Here is a 23,881-nt window from a genome sequence, read left to right as displayed (position 1 = left end):
GTCAGGCGGGAAGTGCGGGCTGGCGGTCGACGAGGCCGAGGACGATGGCCGAGGTGCAGGGCCAGAGGATGTGGACCGGTCGCAGCTCGGTGACGGTGCCGAACCAGACGCCGCGCTCGGTGCAGCGGGAACACACGGTCTCGGCGAGGCCGGTCAGCGTGGTGCCGATGGTCGGCTCGTGGCCGAAGTCGTCCTCGCAGTTGCCGCGGTACGGGGAGGCACGCAGCCCCGGGTAGCACTCGGCGCAGGGATCCTTGCCGTGCCCCAGCGCGTCCGTGACAGTCATTTCCTGCCACGGGTGGCCGTTGCTGAGCATGATCTGCGGCATCCCCGGGACCCACTGCTGCGGGTCGAAGCGCCACAGGTACTGGCCGTCGTTGAACGCGAAGCAGGCCCGGGTCTTGTGGTAGCGGTGGCCGCCCTCAGTGGCGAATACGGTGTTCAGGGCCATCGGTGTTCCTCCTGGTGTGTGGCGTGTGATGCTGGGGTGGGGCGCCCCCGGTTCGAGCGGGGGCGCCCTGCTGTGTGGTCATGCGGCGGTGGCGAGGTCCGCGGCGGGCATGGGGATGCCGGTGGCTGCGGACAGGACGTGTGCGGCGAACCGCGGGGGGACGGAGTTGCCGACCTGGAGGGAGCGTTCTCCCTTGTTGCCCTTGAACGGGTAGCCGGGCCGGTAGCCCTGGAGGACGGCGCCTTCTTGGACGGTGAGGCTGAGGTGTCCGCCGGCCTGCTTTCCGCCGACGTGCCCGACGGTGCCGGTGACGGTGGGGGCGGGCTTGTGGTGGGCCCAGTGCCCGGGGTTGGCCATTGCTTCGCGCATGGCCCGTCGGCTGGTTGACGACCAGGGTTCGGCGCCGCCGGTTTCGGCGCCGCCGCCGGTGACGGTCGGGGCGGGGCGCTGGGTGTAGCCCCAGCCGAGGGCGTCGGCCATCGTCACCCAGGGCAGGAGCCGGTCCCCGAACAGGTCGTCGGCCGGGTGCTCGGTGTGGGTCGGGGCCGGGGCGGTGACGTCGCGGACGCGGGACGCGATGAGGATGGCGCGCTTGCGTGCCTGGCCGAGCCCGTAGTCCGCGGCGTTGAGGATGCCGCACCACACGCTGTAGCCCCAGGTGCGGAGGTGCACGGCGTACTGCTGCCACAGGGGGAGGACGGCGGGGACTTCTTCCATGGCGATCCACTCGGGGCGCAGGTCGTGGTGCCAGCGCATGGGTTCGGCGGCGAGCAGCGACCGCTTGTCCTTGCATGCGGTGAGCAGCTGGGCCCGGGTGTCGCGTCCGTGGGCGAGGTCTTCAACTGCCTGGTGCACGTGGGGCTGGTCTTGGAGGCCGAGGCGGTGGCCGCCGTTTGTCCAGGCCTGGCAGGGCGGTGAGTCGACCTTGCCTTTGACTCGGCCGAGGAACGGGGCGGTGGGGTACTGGGCGACGTCGCAGCGGATGACGGTATGTCCGGCGGCGGTGGCGGTGGCGCAGGCGTTGGCGTCCCATTCCAGGCCGATGGCGCGGTTGGTGGTGCCGAGGATGCGTCGGCCTTCGGCCCATCCGCCGGGGCCGTGGAAGCCTTCGACGATCAGGTTGTCCATGTCGCTCCTGACGGATACGGCGAGCTGTCCGGGGATGGGTTCCGCCGGGGGTTGGTCGAGGAGGCGGCGGGTGCGGTCAAGGGCGGTGGTCATGCGGGGTCCTCCGGGATGTGGATGGCCCAGCCGAGGGCGACGAGGTATTCGGCTGCGGTGAGGGCGGCATCGGCGGGGGTTTGTTCGGCTGTGGGGGTGGCGAGGCGGTAGTTGTCGAGGCCGGCGGCGAGGGCGTCGACGGCGGCGGGCGGGAACGGGTTGGTGTTCACGCGGCGGCTCCTGTGGCGGCGTCGATGCGGGAGGGGTGCGGGTTGGTCAGGCGGTGGCGGCGTCCGCCTTTGCCGGGCCGGGTGCACGGCTGCTTCTCGGTGGCGCGGCAGGTGCCGACGGGGCAGGCGATGGCGAGGGCGTCGGTGCGTCCCTCGCGGATGGCGGTCACGCGGGCTGCGGCAGCGGGCCGGTACGGGGCGAGGGCGTCGCGGACGGACGGCGGCATGTACGTACCGAGTTCCTTCAGGCGGCGCTCCACCTCCTCGGCCGCGGGCCCGGACGTGATCGCGGCGAGGGGGGTGGGCGGCTGGTGGCCCATGACGACGGCCCGGCGTTCCGCGGCAAGTGCCTGCCGGAACCCGGCTTCGTCGTCGGGGTCGAGCTCGGGGTGTGCGGTCGGCTCGAACGTCCCGGTGTGGCGGGACATCCGGTCGTGGACGAGGGCCTGCCAACGGGTGCTGATGTCGGACGGCTTGATCGGGTAGGGGCTTTTGGCGTAGTGGGCGCCGACGGCCTGTACGGCGAACTCGGCGGGGACGTCGGCGAGGACGACGGCCCAGAGGCCGGCGAGTCCGGCGATCTCCTTGGGGTCTTCGGGGAGAACGCGCGGGTCGGCGTAGCTGACCTGCTTGAGGAGCTGGGGGATCTGGTCGGGGGTCACTGCTGGCCTCCTGCGCGGAGCTGGTCTGTGAGTTGGTCGAGGACGTCTCGGCTGGCCTGCCGTCGGGCGGCCTGCGGGCTGAGCGGGGCGACGGTGCCGACTACGCCGCGCAGTTGGGGCAGGCCGGGTGACGGGTCGGGCTCGTCGTCGTAGCAGCCCTTGTTGAGCCAGGTCGCCGGGTACTTCGTGAAGGTGGGGTCTTGCTGGGCGCGCTCGCGGGCGTACGCCTGTGCGGCGTCGACGATGCCCTTGGGGTCGGCGCCGCGTTCGAGGGCGGCGATCCACGCCTTCTTCGCTTCCTCGCGGGCACGCTTCTTCGGATAGTTCAGCCAGAACGCTCCGAAGGCGTCGAGGTGGTGATCGGCGGGCGGCGGCGTGGGGGAAGAGTCTTTATTTACGTGAGGAGAGTGAGGGGATGAGGAGAAGGGGGGAGCCACGGCACCTTCTGAAGGAGCCACGGCACCTTCTGAGTGAGCCCCTGCTCCCCCTTGGGGGGTGGAAGGGGGAGCCCCTGCTCCTTCTGAAGGTGCCCCTGCTACCCCTTGCCCTCCCATAGGGGGAGCCACGGCTACCCCTTCAAAGGGTGGGACGAGGAACGTCATCCGCGTACCGGGCACCGCGTACAACACCCGGCCGTCCTTGCCCTTACCGATCGGGACTCTGAACTCCCACCCCGATGCAGACAGCCGCTTCAACGCGTTCCGTACGACACTGGCGTCCTTCGCCGCGGTCCATCGGGCGAGCGCTTCGAGCGTGGCCCAGCTCTCGCGGGTCTTCTCGTTCGCGTCGTCGGCGATCTCCAGAGCGACGGCGCGCTGAAGGCCGGTGATGTCCGGTCCCAGTGCCTCGCGCAGTTGCCGGCGGAGCTCGTAGCCCATCGGTCCTTCTTCCGTACGGATCGTGGTTGTGCGGGTGGTGGGCCCGGGGCACGGCGGCCCCGGGCCAGAGGTGTCAGCCGGTGGGGCTGAGCTGCTTCGAGGTGCCCGCCTTCGCGCGGCGGGCATTGTCGTCAGCCCGGCGCGCGACCTTGCACTCCTCGCACGGCGGCTCGCCCCGACGCTCATGCGTCTTGTATGACGCCGGTGTCCCGTGCCGCTCGGCCCGGCCGGCCTCGTCGAGGAGGTGGCCGGGGGCGACACACCCCTGGAAGTTGCAGCCCGCGGACAACCGGCCCTCCGGGGGCCTGCCGTAGGCGACGAGCCACGCCACTTGGCCGGGGGTGTAGCAGATGCCCTTGACCCGGACCGGGTTCGATCCCGTCCACAGGGTGTGCCCGTTGGGCAGCGTGATGGACTTCTGCGCCACGGCTTCGGCGAGGCTTCCCGGCCGCGGCTTCGGAGAGGAGGTTCCCGCAGCCCGGCGCCGGTGGATGCGGCGGCGCTCCTCTTCATCGAGGCCGCCCCACACCCCGGTGTCCTCGCGCATTTCGAGGGCCCACCGCAGGCAGGTGTCCACGGCGGGGCAGGTGTGGCAGACGGCTTTAGCGTCCGCGGTCTGCTGCTGGGCGCCGGTCGTTGTGCCGACGGGGTGCCACATCTCCGGGTCGTACAGCGGGTTGGCGCACTCGGCCTGCCGTTGCCACCGGTCCGGGGGTTCGAGGGTGTCGGGGACCAGCTTGGTCAGGGAGCGGAAGATGGCGGTCACTGGCCCTCCTCCGCGTCCCACTGGTCTGCGATGTGGCGGAGGACGTAGGCGGCGGCGCTCTTGCTCATGCCGCGGGCGGCGGCCTCCAGGGAGACGCTGCCTTCCGTGGTGCCCGGGCGGATGATGACGAACGCGAGAGCGTCGGTGCCGTCGATGGCGACCATGCTGGTCTCGCTGTTGGGCGCGGTCACTGGTCCCCCTTGAGGGTCTGGCATCCGGTGCACCGGTAGCGGGTGCCGTCGGGGATGTGGCGGGTGGTGTTGTGTGCGCAGGTGGTGGTGGTGCAGACCAGCCACCGGGTACCGGGCACGAGGTCGGCGATCCGGAACTCAGCGACGGGGACGGCACGGTGCCGGCCGTGAGGGTGCAGGAGGTCGCGGAACATCAGGCCCCCTCGTCGACGAACTCGGCGTCGATCGGGCCGTCCTCGTCGTCGTCGGTATCGATGGGCTGCGGCAGGTATGCGGCCGGGGCGGGGGTCTGCTGCTCGGCGGCGACGTCGGCGTGCGCCCGGAGCTGCTCGCGGATGTACTCGGCCGAGGTGGGAACCCACTTCGTCAGCCGGTGCGCGGCGGTCTTCAGCCACATGGCCTCGGTGTCCGTGCTCCACGGGGAGAGGTGGGGGTACTTGCCGCTCGCACTGTCGGACTTGGCCATGGCCTTTGCGATGTGCCCGCGGTTGAGCACGACGACCTTGCTTGTCGCGCCGTCCTTCATCACCGCGTAGGCGTAGGCGAGGCGGAGTTCCCCACGGTTCTCGGCGTCCCAGTCGATGTCGTGCTGCGGGCGGTCGTCGCGGCCGGGCCGGTACTCGAACTTGTCCTGGTCGTAGACCACTTCGACGATCACGGAGGACACAGCACCGGCCCGGTACATCAGCTCGATTTCGCCCTGGTAGCCGCGAACCCCGGTGACCTCGGTGCACCGCTTGGCCTTGTTCCAGCGGGGAACGAGGTAGTACTGCTCGGTGCCCGGCTCCAGCCCCAGCCGGGCCGCGTCGAGGAGGACGGACATGAACTGTCCGGGGTCGTTCTGTGCGGCCTGCAGCAGCTTCTCGTTCCGGCGTAGCAGGCCCTGCGTGGTGCGGATCCAGGCGCCGACCCGCTTCTGCAGGTGGGACGGCATGACGAGTTCGATGTCCCCGCGGCACTGGGCGACGAGGGCGCCGGGCCCGGACTCCTGCACGGCGACGGCGGTGGACACGGTGTTGGTGGTCATGAGGTGCTCCGGTTCCGGGCGGGCTGAAGGGAGTAGGTGCGGCCGTCGCGGACGGTGCGGGTCGCGATGGTGCGGCGCTCGCACACCGCGCGACGGCCGGTGCCGATCTCGTCGAGGAGGTGGCCGGCCGCGGCCCGCTTCTCGTCCTCGGCTGCCTTGGCTGCGTCGAGGGCGGCGAAGTACCGGTCGCGGCGGGCGGTCGACACCTCGATGTCGATGTCGTCCTGGCCCTCGGGCAGGGCCTTGATGGTCTGGAACGTGGCCGTGTGACCGTCGATGTCGGGGCGCTCGTGCTGGCGGACGGTGCGCATGAACTCGGCGCCGGCCGCCTGCATCAGGTCGGCTTCGGCCTGGTCGTACTCGATGACGTACTCGCGGTACTCCGACCCGGCGATGAGGACAGCGACGTGGCACCGGGGGACGCGGAGGACTCGCATGTACCAGAGGCACTGGGCCCGGTAGTGAACGGGGACCTCGTCGGTGCCGGGCTTGCCCCAGCCGTGGTCGTCGCGGGCGGTCTTCGCTTCGACGATCTCGACAGGGTGGTCGGCACCGGGGGCGGGGATGATGAGCCGGTCCGGGTTCGCAACCATCCACGGGTGCCCGGCAGCGGCGTACGTCGGCGCCAGGGACACGGCCAGCTCAGGGTGAAGGGCGGCGAACCGGGCGCAGATCCCAGGCTCGTGGACCTTGCCCCAGTACATTTCCTCCGACTCCTCGACAGGGGCAAGCAGCCCCTGCTTGCGGTGCCAGAGAGAGAACCTGCTCTCGTACGGGCTGATGCCCATGACGGCGGCGATCTCGGACCCGCCGATGCCAGCCGCGCGGGCGGCGTGCCACTCGGTGGTGCCGGGCTCAAACCATCCGAGGACGGTTGGCCGGGCGGCCGGGGCCAGGGCCCCGACCAGCGCGGTGTCAGTCACACGGACTCCCAGAGGATGGTTACGAGGGCGCCGATGGCTGCCCAGATGAGGAGGCTGGGGATGAGCCACAGCCAGGCGCGGGGGGCGCGGCGGCTGCTCATCGGGCACCGCCGTAGGGCTGGTGGTGGCGGAACACGCGACGGCCGGGGTCGGTGTCGTCGAGGACGAGGAGCCCCTCACCGGCCAGCTGGGCGAGGTCCTGCCGCGCCTTGCCACGCCAGTCACCCGGGCCGAACTTCGCGACGTAGTGGGTCTGGACGATGCGGGTGGTGATCGGCCCCTGGTAGTCGCGGACCAGCGCGCGGAGCACGGTCAGCCGGGCATCGGTCGGGTTCCTCACAGCTGGCCCCCGCCCGGCTGGTTGCTGACAGCCGCCGCGCTTTTCCACGCCCGGCTGACGGAGAGCGGCATGCCCTCCTCGGCGTCGTTCAGCGCGGTCGCTGCGGCGAGGGCGAGAGTGGCGTGCACCTGCGCCTCGGCGACCAGCTGCGTGGATCGCTCCTGGGGGGAGTCCTCCTCCCAGGCCATGAGGAGGCGACGCTCGGCTTCGCGGTAGTGCTCGGGTCCGGTCATGTGGTGGCCGCCTTCCCGGTGTTGTGGGCGGGGCAGTGGTCGCCGCCCCGGGTGGACCAGCCGTGCTCGCGGAACGCCACGGTGCGGAGCTGGGCGAGGGAGCGGACATCGGTGGTGGCGGTCAGCTCGGCGTCACAGACCTCGCCGTCGTCGACCCCGTCGCAGAGGAGGAGGCGAACGACGAGGCCGCTCATGCCGCGCTCCGGTCCTGCTGCTGCGGGAACGGGCGGACGGCGAGGTACCGGGTGAGGGACGTGAACCCGTCCTCGGCCATCGCCTGCTCGGCCGGGCCCAACGGCTCCGGCTCCACCTCGGCGGGGCGGGCGGTGGCCAAGAAGCGGAAGAACCGCATAGCTCGGGTGATCTTCACTTGGTGCCTCCGAGGAGCATGAGGAGCGCGGCCCCGGTGAGGGGCAGGTGGCGCACGGCGGTGGCGGTGTGGTGGGCGGTGCTGCGGACGCAGGCCGGGGTGAGGTGGTCGGCGTCGGCGAGGAGCAGCACCGGGATGGAGCAGGTCGCGAACGTGGCGACGGAGAGGCACGCGATGGCGGCCGTGTCCGCGGTCACGAGGTCACCTCGGGGAGGGCGGGGCAGCCCCAGGAGTGCCGATCGAACCGCTTCGGGCAGCCGCAGGGGTGGCACGGGTCCACCCACGTCACCTCGGGCAGGTCGCGGCCGAGCTCGTACGTGTGGTGGCGAGGACTGTCGTGCGGGTCCTCGGCGCTGGGCTTCGCCAGCTCGGCGGCAACCCGCTTCTTGAACTCGCACACCGAGCACGGGTGGCCGTAGTCGTAGCCCGCGCCACACGACTGGCACGTCTGGATCGGCGCGGGCTTCAGCGCCTCCAGCTCGGCAATGTAGGCCTTAAGACCTCGGACCTGGCCCCGCAGTTGGGCCTCTCCGACCTCGGCCTCTTCGGTGCGCTCACGCCACCGAGCCAGCTCGGCCGCCGTCTGCCTGTTCTTCTGCGCGGCGAGGATGACCCCGGCCGCCGCGTTCACCCGGCGGGCGTTCATGCCGCACCCCGGTCCGCGTTCAGCAGCTCCACCACGTACGCGGCGGTCGAGTGCGACCCGCACTCAATGACCGGCTCCGGGCAGCAGTTGTACACACTGCCGTCATCCGGCTCGTGGTCTTCGTCCGTGCACACCGGGGCGATACCGGTGGGCTCGTCGCTGCCGTCCGTGCTGAAGCACTCGCGCCACTCGGGGGTGGCGGTACCGGTCGAGGCGAGCAGCGCCTTGCGTACTGCGTCGCGGGCGTTCATGCCGCCACCTGCGCAACCGGGGTGACGTCGCCGAGCTCGGCGTTCAGGTACGCCTCAGACGCCCAGTTCCAACTGGGGATCTTCGCCGGGTCGAGGTGCGACGGAACGAAGTAGCGGAGCCCGTCCTCCTTCGTCCCGGCGTAACGCCACTGCCTGCCCTCGGGAGTTGCGAACAGCTCCGGAGCGGGCGGCGTGGGCAGGTCGACGAGAACCGGGCGCCGGTCACCGGCGGGGAAGTTCGTGGGGTCGGTAAGCTGTTGAGACACGGTGTCCTCGATTTCGTTGCAGTGATTGAGGTGAAGCCGTGGGGGTCGCATCCGGATTGCCGTCCGGGGCGGCCCCGTGGTGCGTCAGGGGTCAGGCGGTCGCGGCGAGCTGCGGCTCTGCCGCCATCCACGCGGCGACCTTGTCCAGGTCGAAGCGCCGGCCGCGGAACCGAGTCGGCTCGACGGGGCATCCGTCCTTCACCCACTCGTTGACCGTCCAGTTCGAGACGCCGTAACGGGCCTGGAGCTGGACGGTGGTGAGCAGGGGGGCCAGGCCGACGGTGCGGAGCGTCTCGGTGCGTTCAGCGAGAGTGGCCATGGGGGGTAGACCTTTCAACTGTGTCGGTTGAAACTGTGGGCATGTCGAAGTGCTCCTGGAGCGGCTCTCCGAGTGCGGTGGTTACGAGCCATGCGGTGCGGAGTCGGCAGCTGTCGGTCGCGCTCTCGCCTCGGCCGGTCACCTTGATGACGGTGCCGAGGCTGACGCCCTGTCCGCGGATGTCGACCGCCTTTGTCTTGGCGGCGAGCTCGGCCTGGGTGAGCCCGGTTCGCTTCATTGCGTCCCGTAGTGGCTTGCCCGCGCCCTTGCGGATCAGGTTGGTCATGTGTGCCTCACGCCAGGTGGTGTCTGTGCGGCTGATGCTGCGCCGCCGTTGACACATTTCTACTGTGTCAGTGTCGTGAGGTCAAGTGAGGGGCAGTGAGTTTCAGTGAGTTCGTGAATGTGCTGGCGGGTAAGCGAACGCCTGTTCTACTGTGTGCATATGCCACAGGCTACGGCGCGCGACGGGGAGGTCACGCGCCGCAGCGAGATCCCGCCATGCCTCTACTTTTACTTGCAAAAGTAGAAGATCAAAGGGCACCCTTAGGGCCGTGAGCACCCATGAGCAGCAGCAGCCCGAGGACCTCGCGCAGCTGATCGCCCGACTCAAAGACGCCTACGGTGTCAATGACTCAGCGATCGCGCGCCGGATCGGCGTTGCCCCTGCCACCGTGAACAGCTGGGTTAACCGCAAGCGAGGCGGCACCCGCGGCCCCAACAAGGACAAGCTGCGCGCCCTTGCCCGCGAGTTCCCCAAGTTCACCGAGTCCGAAATCTTCGCCGCCGCCGGCCGCACCACACCCGGCCCGCTCTCCGAAGACGCGCGCGTGCGGATCATCGCCCTCATCGAGGAGCTCACCGAGGACCAGCAGGAGATGACCGAGGTGCAGATCCGCGCCCTCGTCGAGCGCAACCGTTCGTTGCCCTCGTGAGTCTCCGCTAAATGGACTTCGTTACTCCTTGTGTATGACGGATCGTCAACACGTGTAACAGTGGTCGCATATTCCACCAACCGGGGGTACGGTCGAGCGTGCGGCCGATGCCCTCCCCTCATCGACCCAGGTCCTGTATCGCCTGCGTACCTTGGGGGTCCCATGTGCGTCCGTGTCGAATACTCCTCTTCGTCCCTGTCGGCTGACCCCTGGAATCCGTGCGCCCGCGTCATCACACTCCCTGTGACGCTGCCCTCCGCGAGCACGGCCGCCGTCGTCCGGGCGGTTCTCACTGAACTCGCTGTAGAGCAGCCCTCCGAGGGTGCAGTCTGCTTCTGCGGGGCACCCATCCATCTGCTGCCCCGCGTACCCACACAGCGGAGGAGCAGCGAGGTGATGCGTCGTGGCGCGTAGAGCGACGAACAACCCCCGGCAGATCAGGAGCAAGGAATGCGGGTGCAAGGAGTGCATTGAGGCGTACCCGCCCGGCGAGTACGCCGAGCGTAAGGCGCGCCGCGACTGTCTCGGCCGGTGGCAGGCCCGGTACAGGGACGCCGACGGCCGGCAGTGCGGGCCCCGCTTCGACACGTACAAAGAGGCGGTGGCCCACCTCAACAAGGTCAAGGCCGCGCTGGACGCCGGGACGTACCAGGACCCGAAGCGCGGGTCTATCACGGTGGACCAGTGGTACGAGGTCTGGTGGCCGACCGTCGACATCAAGTCAGTGACGACGCGGAACCGGAAACTCAGCGCCTGGACGGTCCACGTGAAGCCGAAGTGGGGCAAGCGCAAGCTGTCGAGCATCACATGGATTCAGGTGCAGGACTGGATCACCAACGAGGTGCGCGGCCGGGCCACACAGCTCAAAGTCCTGGAGCTGTTCCGGCACATGATGCTGGCCGCGCTCCGCGACCGCCGGATTCAGCTCAACCCTGCCGTCGACATTCAGGTCACCGCGGCGACCAGCCGACACCCGGACGAGCTGATCCCCCCGACCCGCGAGCAGTGCGCCCTCATCCGTGAGCACCTGCCGGAGTACTACCAGCCGCTGATCGTGTTCGCCGAGGAGACCGGTACGAGGTGGGGGGAGTTCACCGGCCTGCGCGCCGTGAACGTGGACCTACGGCAAGCCGTGATGCAGGTGAAGGAAGTTCTCATCGACGACAGGGGCCGCGTCCACCGCAAGGGGGCGCCGAAGAGCAAAGCGGGTTTCCGTACGGTGCCGCTCACGCCGGCCGCTGTCGAGGCAGTCGAGATGATGTGGGAGATGTGGGACCCGGCGACCACGGAGTCGCCGATCGGGGAGGGTGCGGACCTCCACGAGGAGGAGCTGGTGTTCCGTGGCCCGCGCGGTGGGGCGCTGACGCGGCCGAACTTCCGGCGGTCGTGGCTGCCCGCGATTCAGGCGGCAGGCCTGGCCCGTCAGGTGACAAACCCGGAGACCGGGCGCACCGAGTGGTGGCCCAAGGTCCACGACCTGCGGCACACGTTCGCGACCCGGTTGAAGGACGCGGGGGTGCCGGAGAAGGACGTCCAGGTCGTCATGGGCCACGAGCGAGGCGGTCGGGTCACGTGGCTGTACCAGCACGCGGGGGCCGAGTTGGTCGATGAGGTGCGCACGGCGCTGGTGTCCGGGCGGACGCTGCGCAGGGTGGTGTGAGGGCGTGGGGCCACATGCGGCCACTCTGGGGCCACAAAACCCCCTCACGGATCCTCACTGCCCCTCACTCTCCACCGCGATCGGCTCGTTAGGCCCGGCTCACGGCCCCTCACTGAGACTCACTGGGACAAGATCGACCGACGCGATATCTTACAAAGCAGATGTCGGCGGTTCGAAACCGTCCGCGCCCACCAGTGCAAAGGCCCCCAACCGATCATGGTTGGGCGCCTTTGACATCCACTTCTGACATTAACGGGCGCGGTCACTCACGGTCGGGACCTGCCGCTTCAGCATGCGGTCCGGGTGCGAGGCGTCTCGAATCACAAACTCAAGGCCGGGCGCGGCATCGCTACCCAGTACGACAAAACCCCGGACAGTTACCCCGAGGACCTCCTGAAGGTCGCCGACTGATCACGACGTCACACAGGCCCCAGCTCCGTGAACGGGAAGGCGGCGGGTCAGGGCAGAGTCCAGAACTGCTGCGTCACGAGGTAGAAGACGACGACCCAGAACACGGTCACCGTGGCGACGATGCCGAGGCCGAAGAGGTTGCTCCTCGTCGCCGGTTCGTCCGGTGCGGGCCGCAGCCACCGCTTGAGCAGCCGGTTGACGTAGTAGGGCATCGTGAAGAAGCTCATGATGAAGCTCGACAGCAGGTTGCCGACGAGCAGCCCGAGCCAGAGCGGCCACTTCAGTGGTGACAGGGCGAGCGTCAGCAGTACGACCGTCGGGTACAGGCCGACCCAGACCGCGATGGCGGTCTTGGTCTCCGAGGGCGGCCGCGCTTCCTTGCCGTTCTCCTCGAAGGCGAACCAGCTGCCGAACGAGTTGTCGATGGTGCGCAGTTTGAAGTCGTTGAACTTCTTCCCTTCGGCGAGGACCTCCTGCCGCTTCGCCGACGTCAACCATGCGTCGAGGTGTTCGGCGTTGTCGTAGCGGTACAGGGTGGTCCACTCGTCCTGAAGCCCCTCGATCGGGCGGAAGATCTCCGTGCCGCGGAACCCCTTGAACTTGCTCTCCTCCTGGCTCATGCGGCTCTGCCATTCGAGGAAGTCGTCGACCTGGCCCGGGTGGACGCGGTGGGTCACCACGACGGTCACGAGCGGGTCCGTCGGCTGCTTGCCGCCGCTGATCACCTGCTGGGTCGCGGGACCGTCGAAGTACTTCGCGCCGACGTCGAGGAGTCTCTGCCGGGTCGCGCCGTTCATCCACGCCTGCAGATGGGCCACCGAGTCGAACCGGTAGACGATGACCCACTCGGGTTGCAGGTCGGTCGGCGGGGACACCTCGGCGCCGAGGTGTCCGGCGTATTCGGCGGCAGCGGCGTTGACGCCCTCCTGCCACTGCTCGTACTCCCGCTCCATGCCGGGCCGGACCTTCCGGCTGAGGATGACCGTCGCGGCTGCGTCTGCCTTGCGTTCGGTGGTCATCGGCCCGGCCCCGTCCGTGCCGACTGGCTCTCACCCAGCCGGCTGTAGATCCGTTCCGGGGTCAGGGGCAGCTCGCGGTAGCGGACGCCTGTGGCGTCGCGGAGCGCGTTCGCCAGCGCGGGGGCCACCGGGTTGATGCAGCATTCCGCCATCCCCTTCGCCCGCATGGGCCCGACCGAGTCCGACGAGGCCACCAGGAGCAGCTCGGTGCGGGGGACATCGGCGTAGGTGGGGATCCGGTAGTTGCGGAGGTTCGGGTTGACCATGGCACCGTCCGCGTCGACCTGGAAGTTCTCGGTGAGCGCGAATCCGATGCCCTGGGCGACGCCGCCGTCCACCTGCCCCCGGACCTGCTCGGGGTTGATGAGCACACCGGCGTCGGCCGCGTGGACACTGTGCAGGATGCGTATCTCGCCCGTCATCCGGTGGACGGCGATGCGGAAGCCCTGGGTGTTGGAGGTGACGCTGCGGGGTGAGCCGTAGGCCTTGCGGGCGGCGGTGAACCGGATCCCCCGTGCCCGGGCCAGGGCGACGAGCGTGGCCAGCGGGACGCGCTCGTCCCCGCAGACGACGTGCTCGTCGTCCATGGAGCACATCACGAGGTGGACGCCGCTGTGCGCGGCGGCGAACTCCATGATGCGGTCGCGCACCGCGTTGGCCGCCTTGAGCACCGCGTTGCCCGCCACGAAGAGGCCCGCGCTCGCGAAGGCGCCGGTGTCGAATCCCGTGCGGTCGGTGTCGGACTGCACCAGACGGATCCGCGACGGGGTCGTACCCAGCTGGTTGGCCGCGATCTGCACGTGCGCGGTCGATGTTCCCTCCCCGAACTCGACGGTGCCGACGGCCAGTTCGTACACGAGGTCGTCGCCGAGCGTGATCCAGGCCTCGGAGATGTGGTCGGTCGGGGGCGCGGTCTCGTGCAGGGAGCTGGCGACGCCGACCCCGACGAGCCACCCGGGGCCGGGGGAGGGCTGATCGGCCGTACGGGCCAGGGCCCCGTCCACGAGGTCGATGCATTTGGCGAGCCCGTCCTCGTTGAACATCACGTCGTCGGGGCCGTCGTGCATTGCGATGAGCGCATCGCCGGGGCGCACGATGTTGCGGCGGCGCAGTGCGAGCGGATCCATGTGCAGAGCGAGGGCCAGCTCGTCCATCGCGCACTCCACGGCGAAGGCCGGCTGGGTCATGCCGTAACCGCGCAGCGCGCCGCTGGGAACGGTGTTCGTGTAGACGGAGAAGGCGTCGTACTTCTTGTTGGGGCAGCGGTAGATCATGACGGCGGCGCCGCCCGCGTACAGCGTCTCGCCGCCGTGGTTGCCGTAGGCGCCCGTGTTGGAAACGTTGCGGACCTGGATGGCCGTGAGCGTGCCGTCGGCCTTCGCTCCGAGCTTGACCGTCAGCTTCATCGGGTGCCGGGGCGAGGCGGTGGTGAACTCCTCCTCGCGCGTGTACTCGAGGGAGACGGGCCGCCCGGTGTCCAGGGTCGCGAGCGCGACCAGGTCCTCCGAGATGACCTCCTGCTTGCCGCCGAAACCGCCGCCGACGCGCTTGCAGAACACGCGGAGCTGGTCCGGGCGCAGCGCGAACAGGTAAGCCAGTTTGACCTTCGCGATCGACGGGGACTGCGAACTCGTACGGACGTTCAGCCGGCCGTCCTCCATCCAGGCGATCGAGCCGTGGGTCTCCAGGTGCGCGTGCTGCACGCGCGGTGAGACGTACGTGCCCTCGTGGATCACGTCGGCCCCGGCGAAGCCCGCGTCGACATCGCCGATGTGCGAGTGGGTCTCCAGGAGCAGGTTGTGGACGGAATCGCGGACGAACGGGTCCTCCGAGCCGTGCAGTTGGGGCGCCCCCTCGGCCATGGCCTCCTCGGGGTGGAAGACCGCCGGCAGGACCTCGTACTCGACGGCCAGCTTCCGGCAGCCCTCCTCCGCCGCCCCGACCGTGTCGGCGAGGACGACGGCGACGCGCTGGCCGACGAAGCGGACCGTGTCGTCGAGGATGTAGGTGTCGTCAGGATCGACCAGGTGGTCGGTGTGGATCGCCGTGGTGAAGCGTTTGCGCGGCACGTCCTGCCAGGTGTAGACGCGGTGCACGCCGGGGACCGCGAGCGCGGCGGTCTTGTCGATCGAGAGGATCCGGCCGTGTGCGTGGGGCGAGTGCAGCACTTTGAGGTGCAGCATGCCCTCCATGCGGGTGTCCATCGTGAACTCGGCCCGACCGGTCACCACGTCCTCGGCCGCCGGCGCGCCGACGCTCGCTCCGACGGCCCTGCCCGGCGCGGCCGTCTGCACGGCGGCCTTGCCCTTCACGGCGTCCTCGATCGACCGGTAGCCGGTACAACGACACAGATTGCCCTTCAACGCCCGTGGCAGGTCCGCCTTCTGGGCGTCGGTGAACGACGCCGAGGTCATGATCATCCCGGCGGTGCAGAAACCGCATTGGAACCCCGGGGCATCGCGGAATTGCCGCTGCACCGGATGCAGGTCGCCGGGCGTGCCGAGACCCTCGATCGTGGTCACCTCACGGCCGTTCGCCCGGAAGGCGGGGGTGATGCAGCTGTGCACCGGAGTGCCGTCCAGCCACACCGTGCACGCGCCGCAGTCGCCCGCGTCGCACCCCTTCTTGACTCCGAAGTGACCGAGTGCGCGCAGGAAGGTGCGCAGGCACTGGCCGGGGGCCGGTTCTTCGTCGAAGCTCCGTTCGTTCACCCGGTAGGTCATGCTGGGCCCCCGGCGATGAGTTCGCCGCGGATTTCCTCGGCGAAGTGCTGTGTCAGGTGGCGACGGTGATCGCGGGTCCCGTTGGGGTCGGCGAACCAGACGTCTGCGGGGATGGCGTCGATGCTCTGCCGCAGGGTGTGAGCATCGGGCATGGAGTCGAAGGCGAACCGTATCGGCCGTGTGGTGCCGGCGGTGACGGTCAGCAGCAGATTGCTCGTTCCGGGAGTGTGCGTACCGATGAGGAACACGGTCGAGCGGCCGAGGTGGGTCAGCGCGAATCGGCGGTGCGCGGCGCGTTTACGCAGGGCATGCGCCGGAATGTCGATGCGGCGCAGGATCTCCCCGGGCGCGAGTACGTTGCGGTTGTTCCCGGTCACGAAATCGAGCGCGTCGACGGTGCGCACGGACCCGTCGCGGGCCCACAGCTCGTACCGGGCCTCCAGCGCGACCGTCAGCGTGACCATCGGGCCGGCGGGCAGGGACATGCAGATGTTTCCGCCGACGGTTGCCGCGTTCCAGACCTTGAACGAGGACAGGAACGCCTCGCATGCCGTCCGGATGAGGCCGGCCGCGACCCAGCCGTTCGACGGCGCGAAGGCATACAGGTCGCGAATGGTGCACGTAGCACCGATCTCCAGGCCGGCGTCGCTCGGGACGAGAGGGTCCCAGTGCAGCGAGGTCAGGTCGACCAGGCGGCGCAGGCTCGGCTGTTCGACGGAGAACAGCCACGTGCCGCCCGCGAGCCAGGCGTCTCCTTCGCGCCAGTCCACGCCCGGCCGGTCGGCCGGGAGGCGCACGACTTCGGTGATGGTGTTGAGATCCATGGGAATTGTTCTCCCTCACGAGGACGATCGTGAACTGCTTGAGGGAGGCCGACCCGGCGCGGAGATTCCTTACCAGCGTACCGAGAACGGGCCCGCCCCGCTCGGCCAGCGCCAGCCCGGCGTGCACCGGCTGCCGGGGCCTGTGTTGGTGTAGTCGCGTACGGCCGCGTCGTAGTCCGGGAACGCGTCCGGCATGTCCTGCGAGAACCAGCCGCCGAGGAACTGGCCGAGCTCGGGGAAGCGGGCATGCCACTCCCAGTGGGTACAAGGGGTGGACGTGGGTGGGACCTCGCCCTCCTCGATGGACCGCTTTGGTCCGCGATTACGAACAGCCAGTCCTGGATTGCCGATTCGGTCAGGCCGACGTCCGGGGCAGGGTAGAACTCACCGAGGTTCAGGCGCAGCCGGCCCGGTGGGTTGCGGGCGTACTCGCGGATCTGCTGTTCGGCGGCGGCCTAGGCCCGGGGGCGGGTGTGCCAGGTGTGGCGGAGGTAAGCCTGGAGGGCTTCGCTCGGCTCATCCGGATCGTCGTCGGTCGGCACACCGATGTGCGCGCTGATCACCTGGTCCAATCCTCTGCTCGTTGGCGGTCACCTCCTGCTGGGTGGCCCAGTGGGCGGTTTCTCGGTCTGGATAGGTGGCCGAGCGGGTCCGTACGGTCATGTCTGTCCACTTCAGCTTGCGTCGAACGACCAGATGAGGCCGATTTCTTCATCAGACACCGCGAGGAGCCCGAAGTCCCAGACGTACTGAGACATCGGCCAGCAGCCGGAAACCCGCTCATAGAAGTCCGGATCCTCGCCGCCATGGCGGGTGTTGGTGAAGAATGCCGATCCGCCGGGGAAGCGCGAAAGGATCGCCTCCGCGTGGAGTTCCATGCCGGCTCTGCGCTCGGCAAAACCATGTTGCCGCGTCACGTTCATCTCATTGGTGGCCAGCATGACAAGGAGGCGCACCACCGAACGGCGTGGAATCTCGAACAGTCCGCTTCGCCACTTCGCAGCGCCCTCCTCGTCCACCGGCGGAACGCGAAACGGGAAGGCCGGGTCCTCCAGCAACTCCGGTTCCCCCACTTCCGGGTCGTCGCCTGGCCACCCCCGGGGGTCCGCAACCTCCCTGCGCATGATCGCGGCTACGTCAGGCAGCCAGTCCTCCCCAGTCCGCGGACCCACAGCGATGAATGAGTACCGATGGCGGTATATCTCGACCGCCGCCGACCACGTGCTGGCGTCCAGAGACGCCGACGGTCCACACGTCGGATCGTGGAGGGATTCGCTGTGCATCCGGGACCTCTCACTTGGGCATCGAACTGAAGACGATGCAGGGCGAGTTCAAGTCCGGTTTATACAGGAGACGTATCGCGACTCCCTTGGTATCGCTGGCCTCCGAGGGCTTGTCGTCGTCGCCCACTGTCGAGCCGCTCCCGCTGACTGACGGTGGGAACAACGCTGTGGTGCGCCTGCCACCCCGCCGGTTCCCCGGCGTCCTGATTGAGGGCGACTCTCTCTCCATCATCCGCGGCGAAGTTGCCGAAGTCATTGAGGCCTGCGACCAGGGCGAACTCGCCGGGGCACGGGAAACTGCGGACCAGGACGGTGCGGACGTAGCGTCCCGGTTGTCCGCGCGCCGCACTCGTCCCCAGGAGGCGAAGGCCCTGTGAACAGCTGAGCTCGACGTGCTCCATGAGGGCATCCACTTCTGACATCAACGGGCGTGGTCACCTACGGTCGGGACGCTGCCACTTCACCGTGGTCCGGGTGACTCACGGCCTCGCGCTGCGTGTCCTGGACGGCGTGGGTCGTCAGCCGGCTGCCTTGGCGATGATGCGCCCCATCTCCTCTGGGCCGAAGGCCCGCAGAGTCGTGGAACGGACGTTGCCCACCCCGCCGAGTTGCAGGAGTGCTGCCGTGGCGGTTTCGTCGTCGGGTGCCTCGACGATGGCCACGAGGTCGTACGGACCGACGGTCCAGTAGATGCTCAGGAGCTTTGCCCCGAGCTTCTGTACAGCTGACCCGAAGGCCTCGGAGCGCTTTGCGGTGTCCTTGTAGTTTCGGACCCCTTGTTCGGTCCAGTTCAGCAAGGTGACGTACGTCGGCATGTTCTTACACCTTCACGAGGAGACATATCGTGAGGGCAATATTGAACATATAAGCCAAAACCTGCACGAGATGTGCACCCGAACGAGTAGCTTTGCGCGTGGCAGTCGTCCGCCCTCCTTCTCGCGAACGGCATCAGGGACTACCGCGACGGAGGCTCCGTGGGTTGGCCGATCGGCGGAGCGGTGCTTGTTCTCGTCAGCCTCTGGGTTATCTACCGCGGGATGCCTCGCCGGAGCGGCAAGACCGCCGAGTCGACGTAGGCGTACCGCAGCGCCGTACCGCAACCTCTGCGCAGCGGCCGGTGTGACCGTTGCTGACCGATCAGGCCGGCTACGGAGAGAGCGGCCCCAGACCTATCTACCTGGGCGGAGGCCGTTCATCCGCGTGGGAGTGGGATGTGAACCCACGCCACGTTGCTGCGACGACGGTTCTCAAGGTCGTCATCGCAGGTCGGCTGCATCGTGCGGTTCGGTGATGAGGACCTGCACGTTCATGACCACATCGCGGAGGCGCCCCGGCTGCACGCCCTCGTGTGCCATCCACTCATCGAGACGGGGGCGCAGGTACGTGACCATCCAGTGCCCATGTCGCCGCAGCGTCGAGCGGTTGATCGAGATCTCTTCCTGGATCTCGCGCCGCAGGTCGTCAGTCCAGCCCTGCGCACGGTCAGTTCGCTCCAGCGGAGCTTTCAGGGTGGCCACAGCCTTGTCCAGGGCCTCTGTCAGATCCACAGTTCTCCCACCACTTCGAACGGTCTGCCTTCCTGTGTCCCGGTGCTACCGGCAGGACACTGCGGTGCAGTAGCCCCACCTCGCTCCTGAAGTGGATGTCAGGCGGGCATCCCATCATCGATGATGCGCTCATGAGAGAGGACCTGGTGGAGTTCCTGCGAGCGCGGCTGGACGAGGTGGCCGAACTGGCCGGCCGATGCGCCGGCGATGACTGCGGACAGTGGACCGCCCACGGAGACTCTGTCGATTTCTGCCAGATGGATCTCTCCGGAATTCACCCGACGATCGCCCAGCATGTGGCATTCCACGATCCCGCCCACGTTCTCCGTGACGTAGAAGCCAAACGCCGCGTCTTGGCGCGGCACGTGCTCAGCCCCGCAACCGGCGACCCGGAGTTGCCCTGGGACAACCGAGACGACTGTCAGTACGACGGCGAGGACTGGCCCTGCCCCGACCTCCTGGACCTGGCCCTGCCGTACGCCGATCATCCGGACCACCCTGAACAGTGGCGGCCGCACCAGATGCCCACCAGGTAGACCAGGGATCGGCGGTCAACCACGGTCGGGCGGTACGCACCTTCTGATCCCGGTTGTTTCCCCAGTTCGACAGGCTTTACAGAGGGAACCCACTCGTGATTCCCAAGGTCAGGTCTTCGCGTCCTCAGTACGGCCGAGGGATCTCGTGTGCGTCCAACGCGGCGGAGTAGCGCGTCAGCAGCGCGTCGAGGTCGGTCAGGAGAAGGCCGGCGGTTTCGCAGGCCGCAGCCGCGTCACCTTGTTCGCAAGCCGCCACCACTTCTGCGATGTCGCTGCGGAGGATGGAGAGAGAGTCCCCCTGGATCAGCACACCCGGGAACCGTCGGTCGGGCAGGCGTACCACCGCATTGTTCCCGCCGTCCGTGAACAGCTCAGCCTCAACACGTTCCATGAGGGCCATCCAATCCGACATCACCGTCTGAGCCAAATGCGTTGTTCGGGCAGGCTTCACCGGTTGAGCGCTTCCCAGACGTCTCCGCCATGTGCCCAGGTCCATAGCCAATTACGGAGTGAGGCCGATGCGTGTCTCAGGCCGTCGTGCGCGTCTTGGTCCCAGTTGGGTGCCCAGCCGTCGGCGTCGTAGAGCAGTACCGGGTTACCGACCCCGGTGAGTGAGAGATGCCATTCCATCGTGCATCCGCCGTATGCAAGGTGCAGCCACGACGCCGGCACTCCACTCGTACGGTTGCGTTCATGGATGCTGACCGCGCTCGGCCAGTCACTCAGGTGCGTCGGGGCCCGGTTGCCGTCGGTGAGCGAGGCAAGACCGCTGTCGGGACCGAAGCCTCCGTTGGCGATCTCGGTGTAGACGCGCCGTAGAAGCTCGGGAAGGCGGTGTCCGATTCTGTGTTCCGCATTGTCAGCGTCCGCCACGGAGAGCGGCGGAAACAGTGGGCCGCGGGGAGCGTCAGCGTAGTAAGCGGCCACCTCCTCGACGTCGGACTCGAGCTGTACCGTCCCGTCGTTGCCGTACGACCTGATGACGTCCTGGCGCTGCTCCAATCGCGCGCTGCCATAGCGCTCGGAGATCCAAAGAGCCGGAACGTAAGCCGTGTCGAAGCGCCGTCCCGGATCGTACGCCCGAGCACGAAGCTTCTCGATCAGCGCATCGTCGCTCTCGTCCTTGACGCTCGGCTCGTCGACAGGCTCCTGCCTGAGTGGTGCGGGGCCAGGAGGCGAAGAGGAACTCATGCGCGGCAGCCTAGTTGTTCCGGGTCAGAAGGTTGTTGACGGTAGGGCGGCCGCGAAGTGGTCGTCGGCCTGGGCCAATCGCAGCGCGATTCCAGTGACCATCTGATGGGCGGTGCTGATCTCGATCGTGGCGAGGGGATGTCCTCCCGGGGCGATGAGGTACACCGACTTGTTGTTGACGGTGAGTCTGCAAGTCGCCTGAATACGATCACGGAAGTGCTCGGTCTCGGTGGCGATGTCGACAGCACCGATGACGGTGGTGCGGGCCCCGTGAGGCAGGAGCGCAGCGTCGGCGTCGCGGACGCTGTCGGGCGCGAGCAGCTGGATCATTCTGCGCGTATCCCCGGTTCGGGCTGCTGCCAGGAAGGCTTCGACGATCTGCTGGTCCGGTCGGCTGTTCTGCTTCGGGGCATGCTGGGGGCTGTCGAGGCGTTGTCGTGCCCTGCTGGCGTGTTTCTTGGCACTGGGCACTGTCCCGCCCAGCACCTGTGCAATCCGGTCGAACGGCATGGAGAACAGGTCATGCAGGACGTACGCGACCCGTTGGGGCGGGGTCAACTGGTTCAACAGGACCATGAGCGCCCGGGAGACATCCTCCGTACGCAGGATTGCTTCGTCCGCGGCCAGTTCTGCGGCCGGGACGGCGTTCGCGAGCAGCGGCGCTTCGTTGCGACGGCGTCGGGCACGCAGCTCGTCCAAGCAGACTCTGGCTGTGACGGTCATGAGCCAGGCTGACGGGTTCTCGATCGATGGCGAGGATCGGGCAGTCATAACCCGCAACCATGCCGTTTGGACGGCGTCTTGGGCGTCATGGGCCGAGCCGAGCATGCGGTGGGCAGCCGACAGCAGATGCGGTCGTGCGGTCTCGAATTCTTCGACCGTGATCGGCATGGGTGTCACCTTTCCGGGCTTGCGGACGTCAGGACGGTCGGTTCAAACCCATTCCTGTTCGCATCCCGAGGAGATGACAACGTCATGAGCCTACAGATGGTGCGGTTCCGCACCGACAGCGGCGCAGCTGCCGTGGTCCGTTCGCAACGTGCGAGGGCGTTCGCCGCCCTCCACGCGGCATCACCCCAGGGTGTGGTCCACACGGCGTACCCCAGTGAGTCGGGGCCGGACTTCATCCTGGCCCTCGAATTGGAGGAGGCAGCAGGGAATCCGTCGGTGGGACTGCCGCGAGGCGCTCGGCTTCGGGACCTGATCAGCCGCGCCGTGGGTGCGCCGGTTCCACCAGAGCCGTCTACTGCCGTGAGGTCGTGCGACTCGTGACCTCCGTACTGATCATCGCCACTGTCGGGTGCGTCGTCGCGAACGTGTTCATTGCGATCGCGGACTACGCGCGGGCACCGTTCGTGCTGGCGAACTCCGCAGAGGTTCGACTCCCGTCGGCTGCGGTGCCGTACCTGGCGACCCTCAAACTCGCGGGCGCTGCCGGCCTTCTCATGGGGCTTCTCGGGGTCCACCGGCTGGGCCTGGCGGCAGGAATCGGCTTGACCGCGTTCTTCATCGGCGCGGTCCTGGCTCACGTTCGCGCACGCGTCTGCTACAACATCGCCTTCCCTGGCGGCTACCTGCTGCTCGCAGTCGCCAGCGCCTGCTTCTTCGTGGGCAAACTATGACCCATGCCAACGCTGCTCTACCGGTTCTCGACGTCGCACCATCAGCCGAGCGTGACCAGCGCCGACACCGTGCGGCGACACGGCCGCAGGGTAGGCCCCCGCCTTCACCTCTTCGGCTACTGAGGCAGTGGTGAGACGGGCGAAGCCGCAGCCGCCTCGCTCCTTGAGCGGGCGGCCCGCCGAACCAGCTACGCGGGTCGCCCGTCCAGGGCGAGTCGTTGCCGGGGTCCGGCGGTCAGGCCATGGACGTCGTTGAGCATGGTGTGGTCGGCACGAGCACGGCGCAGACGGTCCGGGTCGAGATCGGCGACGACCAGTTCCCTCTCGTCGGGCCCGGCCTCGACGACCAGGCGGCCCGTCGGATCCCACACGGCGCTCCCGCCGCATGTGGACCAGCCCCCCGTAGAGCCGACGTGGTTGGCCAGCACCGTGTACATGGTGTTGTCGAAAGCACGGGACGGGAACCACATCCGAGACTCGTGGTAGCCGTTGCCGACGCTGAACAATGCGCCCACCAGATAGGCGTGACAGCCGTCCAGTGCCGCGGCGCGAGCATGCTCGGGAAAGCCGGAGTCGTAGCAGATGCCCAGGCCGAGTCGCCAGCCGTCGATGTCCAGCGAAAGCCCCTGCGCCCCGGGGCAGTAAATCTCCTGTTCGGTGCTGAACAGCAGCTGCTTGTCGTAGCGGCTGAGCCAGGTACCGTCCGTGCCGAGGACGAGAGCCGAGACGTACAGCTGACCGGCGTCGTGCACGGCCGTGCCGACGACGGCGACGGTACCGGTCTCCCGACAGGCTTCCAGGAGAGGGTCCAGCCGGTCGTCCCCTGCGGCCTGCACCGCGCAGCGTTTCGGGTCGGCACGGATCAGGTCCGGTTCGTAGCCGGTGAGGAACTTCTCCGGAAAGACGACCACGCGAGCGCCCGCGTCCCTGGCCTCGTACACCATCGCGGCGGCGGTGGCGACATTGGCAGTGAGATCGCCAGGCTCAGGACACGCCTGAGCTGCGGCTACACGGAGGGGCTGGGAGGGCGGAGGCGGCTGTTCAGTCGTCACGGATCGACCCTATCCACACCTATAAGGCGATCTGCTCAGGGGGCGTCCGGTCAGCTGCGGACCGGGCGGTACACAGCGACGTACAGCAACCGCAGATGCCCGACAGTGAGCGGCACAGGTCTATGAAACAGTGCCCGCGCACGGAGCGGGCGCGAGATGCCGGCGTGAAGTGGAGACACCCTCATCGGCTGGGGCGGTCGGCTCCACGGCTTCACCGCAGCAGCGGTGGCGAGCCGTGAACGCACCCCACCTCATCGCCCTCGTCCGTGCCGGTGCCTGCTTCGAACGCGGCCACCTCATCGAACGCCCCGAGACCGCCGTGGCATGACCAGTCTTGACCTCATGCAGCTTCAGGCACGGATCC

34 protein-coding genes and 2 pseudogenes are annotated in these 23,881 nt (G+C 68.4%); 5 read left to right on the top strand and 31 right to left on the bottom strand.

Annotated features, from left to right (window positions below):
• Nucleotide 1: 1 nt before the first annotated feature.
• The 20 genes and pseudogenes from ACFW9O_RS17655 to ACFW9O_RS17560 form a co-directional block, all read right to left on the bottom strand.
• The gene (locus ACFW9O_RS17655; protein WP_384610291.1) at nt 2-451 is read right to left on the bottom strand and encodes a hypothetical protein; all 450 of its coding nucleotides are present in this window, start codon (nt 449-451) and stop codon (nt 2-4) included.
• 78 nt (nt 452-529) lie between these two features.
• A complete protein-coding gene (locus tag ACFW9O_RS17650) occupies nt 530-1,672 on the bottom strand; it encodes a DNA cytosine methyltransferase (RefSeq protein WP_384610289.1) in 1,143 nt (380 codons plus the stop codon).
• Complete coding sequence (locus ACFW9O_RS17645) at nt 1,669-1,842, bottom strand: hypothetical protein (protein WP_384610288.1); 174 nt, start codon at nt 1,840-1,842, stop codon at nt 1,669-1,671. Before ACFW9O_RS17645 ends, ACFW9O_RS17650 begins: the two co-directional genes overlap by 4 nt.
• Nucleotides 1,839-2,504, bottom strand: coding sequence for a hypothetical protein (locus ACFW9O_RS17640; RefSeq protein ID WP_384610286.1), 666 nt, complete (start codon nt 2,502-2,504; stop codon nt 1,839-1,841). The genes ACFW9O_RS17645 and ACFW9O_RS17640 overlap by 4 nt, the downstream gene beginning before the upstream one ends.
• Nucleotides 2,501-2,941, bottom strand: a complete 441-nt coding sequence (locus tag ACFW9O_RS17635) for a hypothetical protein (protein WP_384610284.1) — start codon at nt 2,939-2,941, stop codon at nt 2,501-2,503. Before ACFW9O_RS17635 ends, ACFW9O_RS17640 begins: the two co-directional genes overlap by 4 nt.
• A gap of 916 nt (nt 2,942-3,857) precedes the next feature.
• Nucleotides 3,858-4,118 (bottom strand): annotated as a pseudogene (locus ACFW9O_RS17630) (WhiB family transcriptional regulator); the annotation flags it as partial.
• Between the two features lie 26 nt (nt 4,119-4,144).
• Nucleotides 4,145-4,339, bottom strand: a complete 195-nt coding sequence (locus ACFW9O_RS17625; RefSeq protein ID WP_384610282.1) for a hypothetical protein — start codon at nt 4,337-4,339, stop codon at nt 4,145-4,147.
• The gene (locus ACFW9O_RS17620; protein WP_384610281.1) at nt 4,336-4,533 is read right to left on the bottom strand and encodes a hypothetical protein; all 198 of its coding nucleotides are present in this window, start codon (nt 4,531-4,533) and stop codon (nt 4,336-4,338) included. The genes ACFW9O_RS17625 and ACFW9O_RS17620 overlap by 4 nt, the downstream gene beginning before the upstream one ends.
• Nucleotides 4,533-5,366, bottom strand: a complete 834-nt coding sequence (locus ACFW9O_RS17615; protein WP_384610279.1) for a recombinase RecT — start codon at nt 5,364-5,366, stop codon at nt 4,533-4,535. The genes ACFW9O_RS17620 and ACFW9O_RS17615 overlap by 1 nt, the downstream gene beginning before the upstream one ends.
• Nucleotides 5,363-6,289 (bottom strand): YqaJ viral recombinase family protein, encoded by a 927-nt coding sequence (locus ACFW9O_RS17610; protein ID WP_384610277.1) that lies wholly within the window; start codon nt 6,287-6,289, stop codon nt 5,363-5,365. The genes ACFW9O_RS17615 and ACFW9O_RS17610 overlap by 4 nt, the downstream gene beginning before the upstream one ends.
• A 97-nt stretch (nt 6,290-6,386) precedes the next feature.
• Entirely contained in the window at nt 6,387-6,629 is a 243-nt protein-coding gene (locus tag ACFW9O_RS17605; protein WP_384610275.1) for a hypothetical protein, read from the bottom strand.
• Nucleotides 6,626-6,862 (bottom strand): hypothetical protein, encoded by a 237-nt coding sequence (locus tag ACFW9O_RS17600; RefSeq protein WP_384610273.1) that lies wholly within the window; start codon nt 6,860-6,862, stop codon nt 6,626-6,628. Before ACFW9O_RS17600 ends, ACFW9O_RS17605 begins: the two co-directional genes overlap by 4 nt.
• Entirely contained in the window at nt 6,859-7,056 is a 198-nt protein-coding gene (locus ACFW9O_RS17595; RefSeq protein ID WP_384610271.1) for a hypothetical protein, read from the bottom strand. The genes ACFW9O_RS17600 and ACFW9O_RS17595 overlap by 4 nt, the downstream gene beginning before the upstream one ends.
• A complete protein-coding gene (locus tag ACFW9O_RS17590) occupies nt 7,053-7,232 on the bottom strand; it encodes a hypothetical protein (RefSeq protein ID WP_384610269.1) in 180 nt (59 codons plus the stop codon). The genes ACFW9O_RS17595 and ACFW9O_RS17590 overlap by 4 nt, the downstream gene beginning before the upstream one ends.
• A complete protein-coding gene (locus ACFW9O_RS17585) occupies nt 7,229-7,429 on the bottom strand; it encodes a hypothetical protein (RefSeq protein ID WP_384610268.1) in 201 nt (66 codons plus the stop codon). Before ACFW9O_RS17585 ends, ACFW9O_RS17590 begins: the two co-directional genes overlap by 4 nt.
• The gene (locus tag ACFW9O_RS17580; protein WP_384610267.1) at nt 7,426-7,878 is read right to left on the bottom strand and encodes a hypothetical protein; all 453 of its coding nucleotides are present in this window, start codon (nt 7,876-7,878) and stop codon (nt 7,426-7,428) included. The genes ACFW9O_RS17585 and ACFW9O_RS17580 overlap by 4 nt, the downstream gene beginning before the upstream one ends.
• The gene (locus tag ACFW9O_RS17575; protein WP_384610265.1) at nt 7,875-8,129 is read right to left on the bottom strand and encodes a hypothetical protein; all 255 of its coding nucleotides are present in this window, start codon (nt 8,127-8,129) and stop codon (nt 7,875-7,877) included. Before ACFW9O_RS17575 ends, ACFW9O_RS17580 begins: the two co-directional genes overlap by 4 nt.
• Nucleotides 8,126-8,395: a hypothetical protein gene (locus ACFW9O_RS17570; RefSeq protein ID WP_384610263.1), complete on the bottom strand. Its 270-nt coding sequence runs from the start codon at nt 8,393-8,395 to the stop codon at nt 8,126-8,128. Before ACFW9O_RS17570 ends, ACFW9O_RS17575 begins: the two co-directional genes overlap by 4 nt.
• Nucleotides 8,396-8,486: 91 nt before the next feature.
• A complete protein-coding gene (locus tag ACFW9O_RS17565; protein ID WP_384610261.1) occupies nt 8,487-8,714 on the bottom strand; it encodes a hypothetical protein in 228 nt (75 codons plus the stop codon).
• The gene (locus ACFW9O_RS17560; RefSeq protein ID WP_384610259.1) at nt 8,698-9,000 is read right to left on the bottom strand and encodes an XRE family transcriptional regulator; all 303 of its coding nucleotides are present in this window, start codon (nt 8,998-9,000) and stop codon (nt 8,698-8,700) included. The genes ACFW9O_RS17565 and ACFW9O_RS17560 overlap by 17 nt, the downstream gene beginning before the upstream one ends.
• A gap of 268 nt (nt 9,001-9,268) precedes the next feature.
• On the opposite strand from ACFW9O_RS17560, the gene ACFW9O_RS17555 reads away from it, so the two are divergent.
• Nucleotides 9,269-9,649: a helix-turn-helix domain-containing protein gene (locus ACFW9O_RS17555; RefSeq protein WP_384610258.1), complete on the top strand. Its 381-nt coding sequence runs from the start codon at nt 9,269-9,271 to the stop codon at nt 9,647-9,649.
• Nucleotides 9,650-10,052: 403 nt separating this feature from the next.
• Complete coding sequence (locus ACFW9O_RS17550; protein WP_384610257.1) at nt 10,053-11,309, top strand: tyrosine-type recombinase/integrase; 1,257 nt, start codon at nt 10,053-10,055, stop codon at nt 11,307-11,309.
• 458 nt (nt 11,310-11,767) lie between these two features.
• Here ACFW9O_RS17550 and ACFW9O_RS17545 read toward each other — a convergent pair whose 3' ends face one another.
• From ACFW9O_RS17545 to ACFW9O_RS17525, 5 genes and pseudogenes are all read right to left on the bottom strand, one after another.
• Complete coding sequence (locus ACFW9O_RS17545) at nt 11,768-12,739, bottom strand: antibiotic biosynthesis monooxygenase (protein ID WP_384610256.1); 972 nt, start codon at nt 12,737-12,739, stop codon at nt 11,768-11,770.
• A complete protein-coding gene (locus tag ACFW9O_RS17540) occupies nt 12,736-15,462 on the bottom strand; it encodes a molybdopterin-dependent oxidoreductase (RefSeq protein WP_384610255.1) in 2,727 nt (908 codons plus the stop codon). Before ACFW9O_RS17540 ends, ACFW9O_RS17545 begins: the two co-directional genes overlap by 4 nt.
• Nucleotides 15,459-16,286: an FAD binding domain-containing protein gene (locus ACFW9O_RS17535; RefSeq protein WP_384610254.1), complete on the bottom strand. Its 828-nt coding sequence runs from the start codon at nt 16,284-16,286 to the stop codon at nt 15,459-15,461. Before ACFW9O_RS17535 ends, ACFW9O_RS17540 begins: the two co-directional genes overlap by 4 nt.
• Before the next feature lie 141 nt (nt 16,287-16,427).
• A pseudogene (locus ACFW9O_RS17530) lies at nt 16,428-16,858 on the bottom strand (contact-dependent growth inhibition system immunity protein); the annotation flags it as partial.
• Nucleotides 16,859-16,960: 102 nt separating this feature from the next.
• Complete coding sequence (locus ACFW9O_RS17525) at nt 16,961-17,359, bottom strand: hypothetical protein (RefSeq protein ID WP_384610253.1); 399 nt, start codon at nt 17,357-17,359, stop codon at nt 16,961-16,963.
• A 224-nt stretch (nt 17,360-17,583) separates the two neighbouring features.
• On the opposite strand from ACFW9O_RS17525, the gene ACFW9O_RS17520 reads away from it, so the two are divergent.
• Complete coding sequence (locus ACFW9O_RS17520) at nt 17,584-17,946, top strand: DUF6959 family protein (protein WP_384610252.1); 363 nt, start codon at nt 17,584-17,586, stop codon at nt 17,944-17,946.
• A 141-nt stretch (nt 17,947-18,087) separates the two neighbouring features.
• Here ACFW9O_RS17520 and ACFW9O_RS17515 read toward each other — a convergent pair whose 3' ends face one another.
• Both ACFW9O_RS17515 and ACFW9O_RS17510 read right to left on the bottom strand, forming a co-directional pair.
• On the bottom strand, nt 18,088-18,384 hold the full coding sequence (locus tag ACFW9O_RS17515; RefSeq protein WP_384610251.1) for a GYD domain-containing protein: 297 nt from the start codon (nt 18,382-18,384) through the stop codon (nt 18,088-18,090).
• A gap of 441 nt (nt 18,385-18,825) precedes the next feature.
• Complete coding sequence (locus ACFW9O_RS17510; protein ID WP_384610250.1) at nt 18,826-19,116, bottom strand: hypothetical protein; 291 nt, start codon at nt 19,114-19,116, stop codon at nt 18,826-18,828.
• 95 nt (nt 19,117-19,211) lie between these two features.
• Between ACFW9O_RS17510 and ACFW9O_RS17505 the strand changes: the two genes are divergently transcribed.
• Complete coding sequence (locus ACFW9O_RS17505) at nt 19,212-19,652, top strand: DUF6221 family protein (protein ID WP_384610249.1); 441 nt, start codon at nt 19,212-19,214, stop codon at nt 19,650-19,652.
• A gap of 124 nt (nt 19,653-19,776) precedes the next feature.
• Here the strand turns inward: ACFW9O_RS17505 and ACFW9O_RS17500 are convergent, their stop codons facing one another.
• Genes ACFW9O_RS17500 through ACFW9O_RS17490 form a run of 3 tightly spaced genes read right to left on the bottom strand, consistent with a single transcriptional unit; the run spans nt 19,777 to nt 21,734 of the window.
• Complete coding sequence (locus tag ACFW9O_RS17500; protein WP_384610248.1) at nt 19,777-20,043, bottom strand: DUF6959 family protein; 267 nt, start codon at nt 20,041-20,043, stop codon at nt 19,777-19,779.
• 56 nt (nt 20,044-20,099) lie between these two features.
• Nucleotides 20,100-20,843, bottom strand: a complete 744-nt coding sequence (locus tag ACFW9O_RS17495; protein WP_384610247.1) for a hypothetical protein — start codon at nt 20,841-20,843, stop codon at nt 20,100-20,102.
• A 24-nt stretch (nt 20,844-20,867) separates the two neighbouring features.
• On the bottom strand, nt 20,868-21,734 hold the full coding sequence (locus tag ACFW9O_RS17490; protein WP_384610246.1) for a sigma-70 family RNA polymerase sigma factor: 867 nt from the start codon (nt 21,732-21,734) through the stop codon (nt 20,868-20,870).
• A gap of 377 nt (nt 21,735-22,111) precedes the next feature.
• On the opposite strand from ACFW9O_RS17490, the gene ACFW9O_RS17485 reads away from it, so the two are divergent.
• Nucleotides 22,112-22,465, top strand: a complete 354-nt coding sequence (locus ACFW9O_RS17485; protein ID WP_384610244.1) for a DoxX family protein — start codon at nt 22,112-22,114, stop codon at nt 22,463-22,465.
• Nucleotides 22,466-22,653: 188 nt separating this feature from the next.
• Here ACFW9O_RS17485 and ACFW9O_RS17480 read toward each other — a convergent pair whose 3' ends face one another.
• Nucleotides 22,654-23,517, bottom strand: coding sequence for a carbon-nitrogen hydrolase family protein (locus ACFW9O_RS17480; RefSeq protein ID WP_384610242.1), 864 nt, complete (start codon nt 23,515-23,517; stop codon nt 22,654-22,656).
• Between the last annotated feature and the right edge of the window lie 364 nt (nt 23,518-23,881).

It is taken from the genome of Streptomyces sp. NPDC059499 (assembly GCF_042749285.1).
GTDB lineage: Bacteria > Actinomycetota > Actinomycetes > Streptomycetales > Streptomycetaceae > Streptomyces.
Note: the sequence above shows the minus strand (reverse complement) of the source record. Positions and strands in the feature narration are given on the sequence as shown.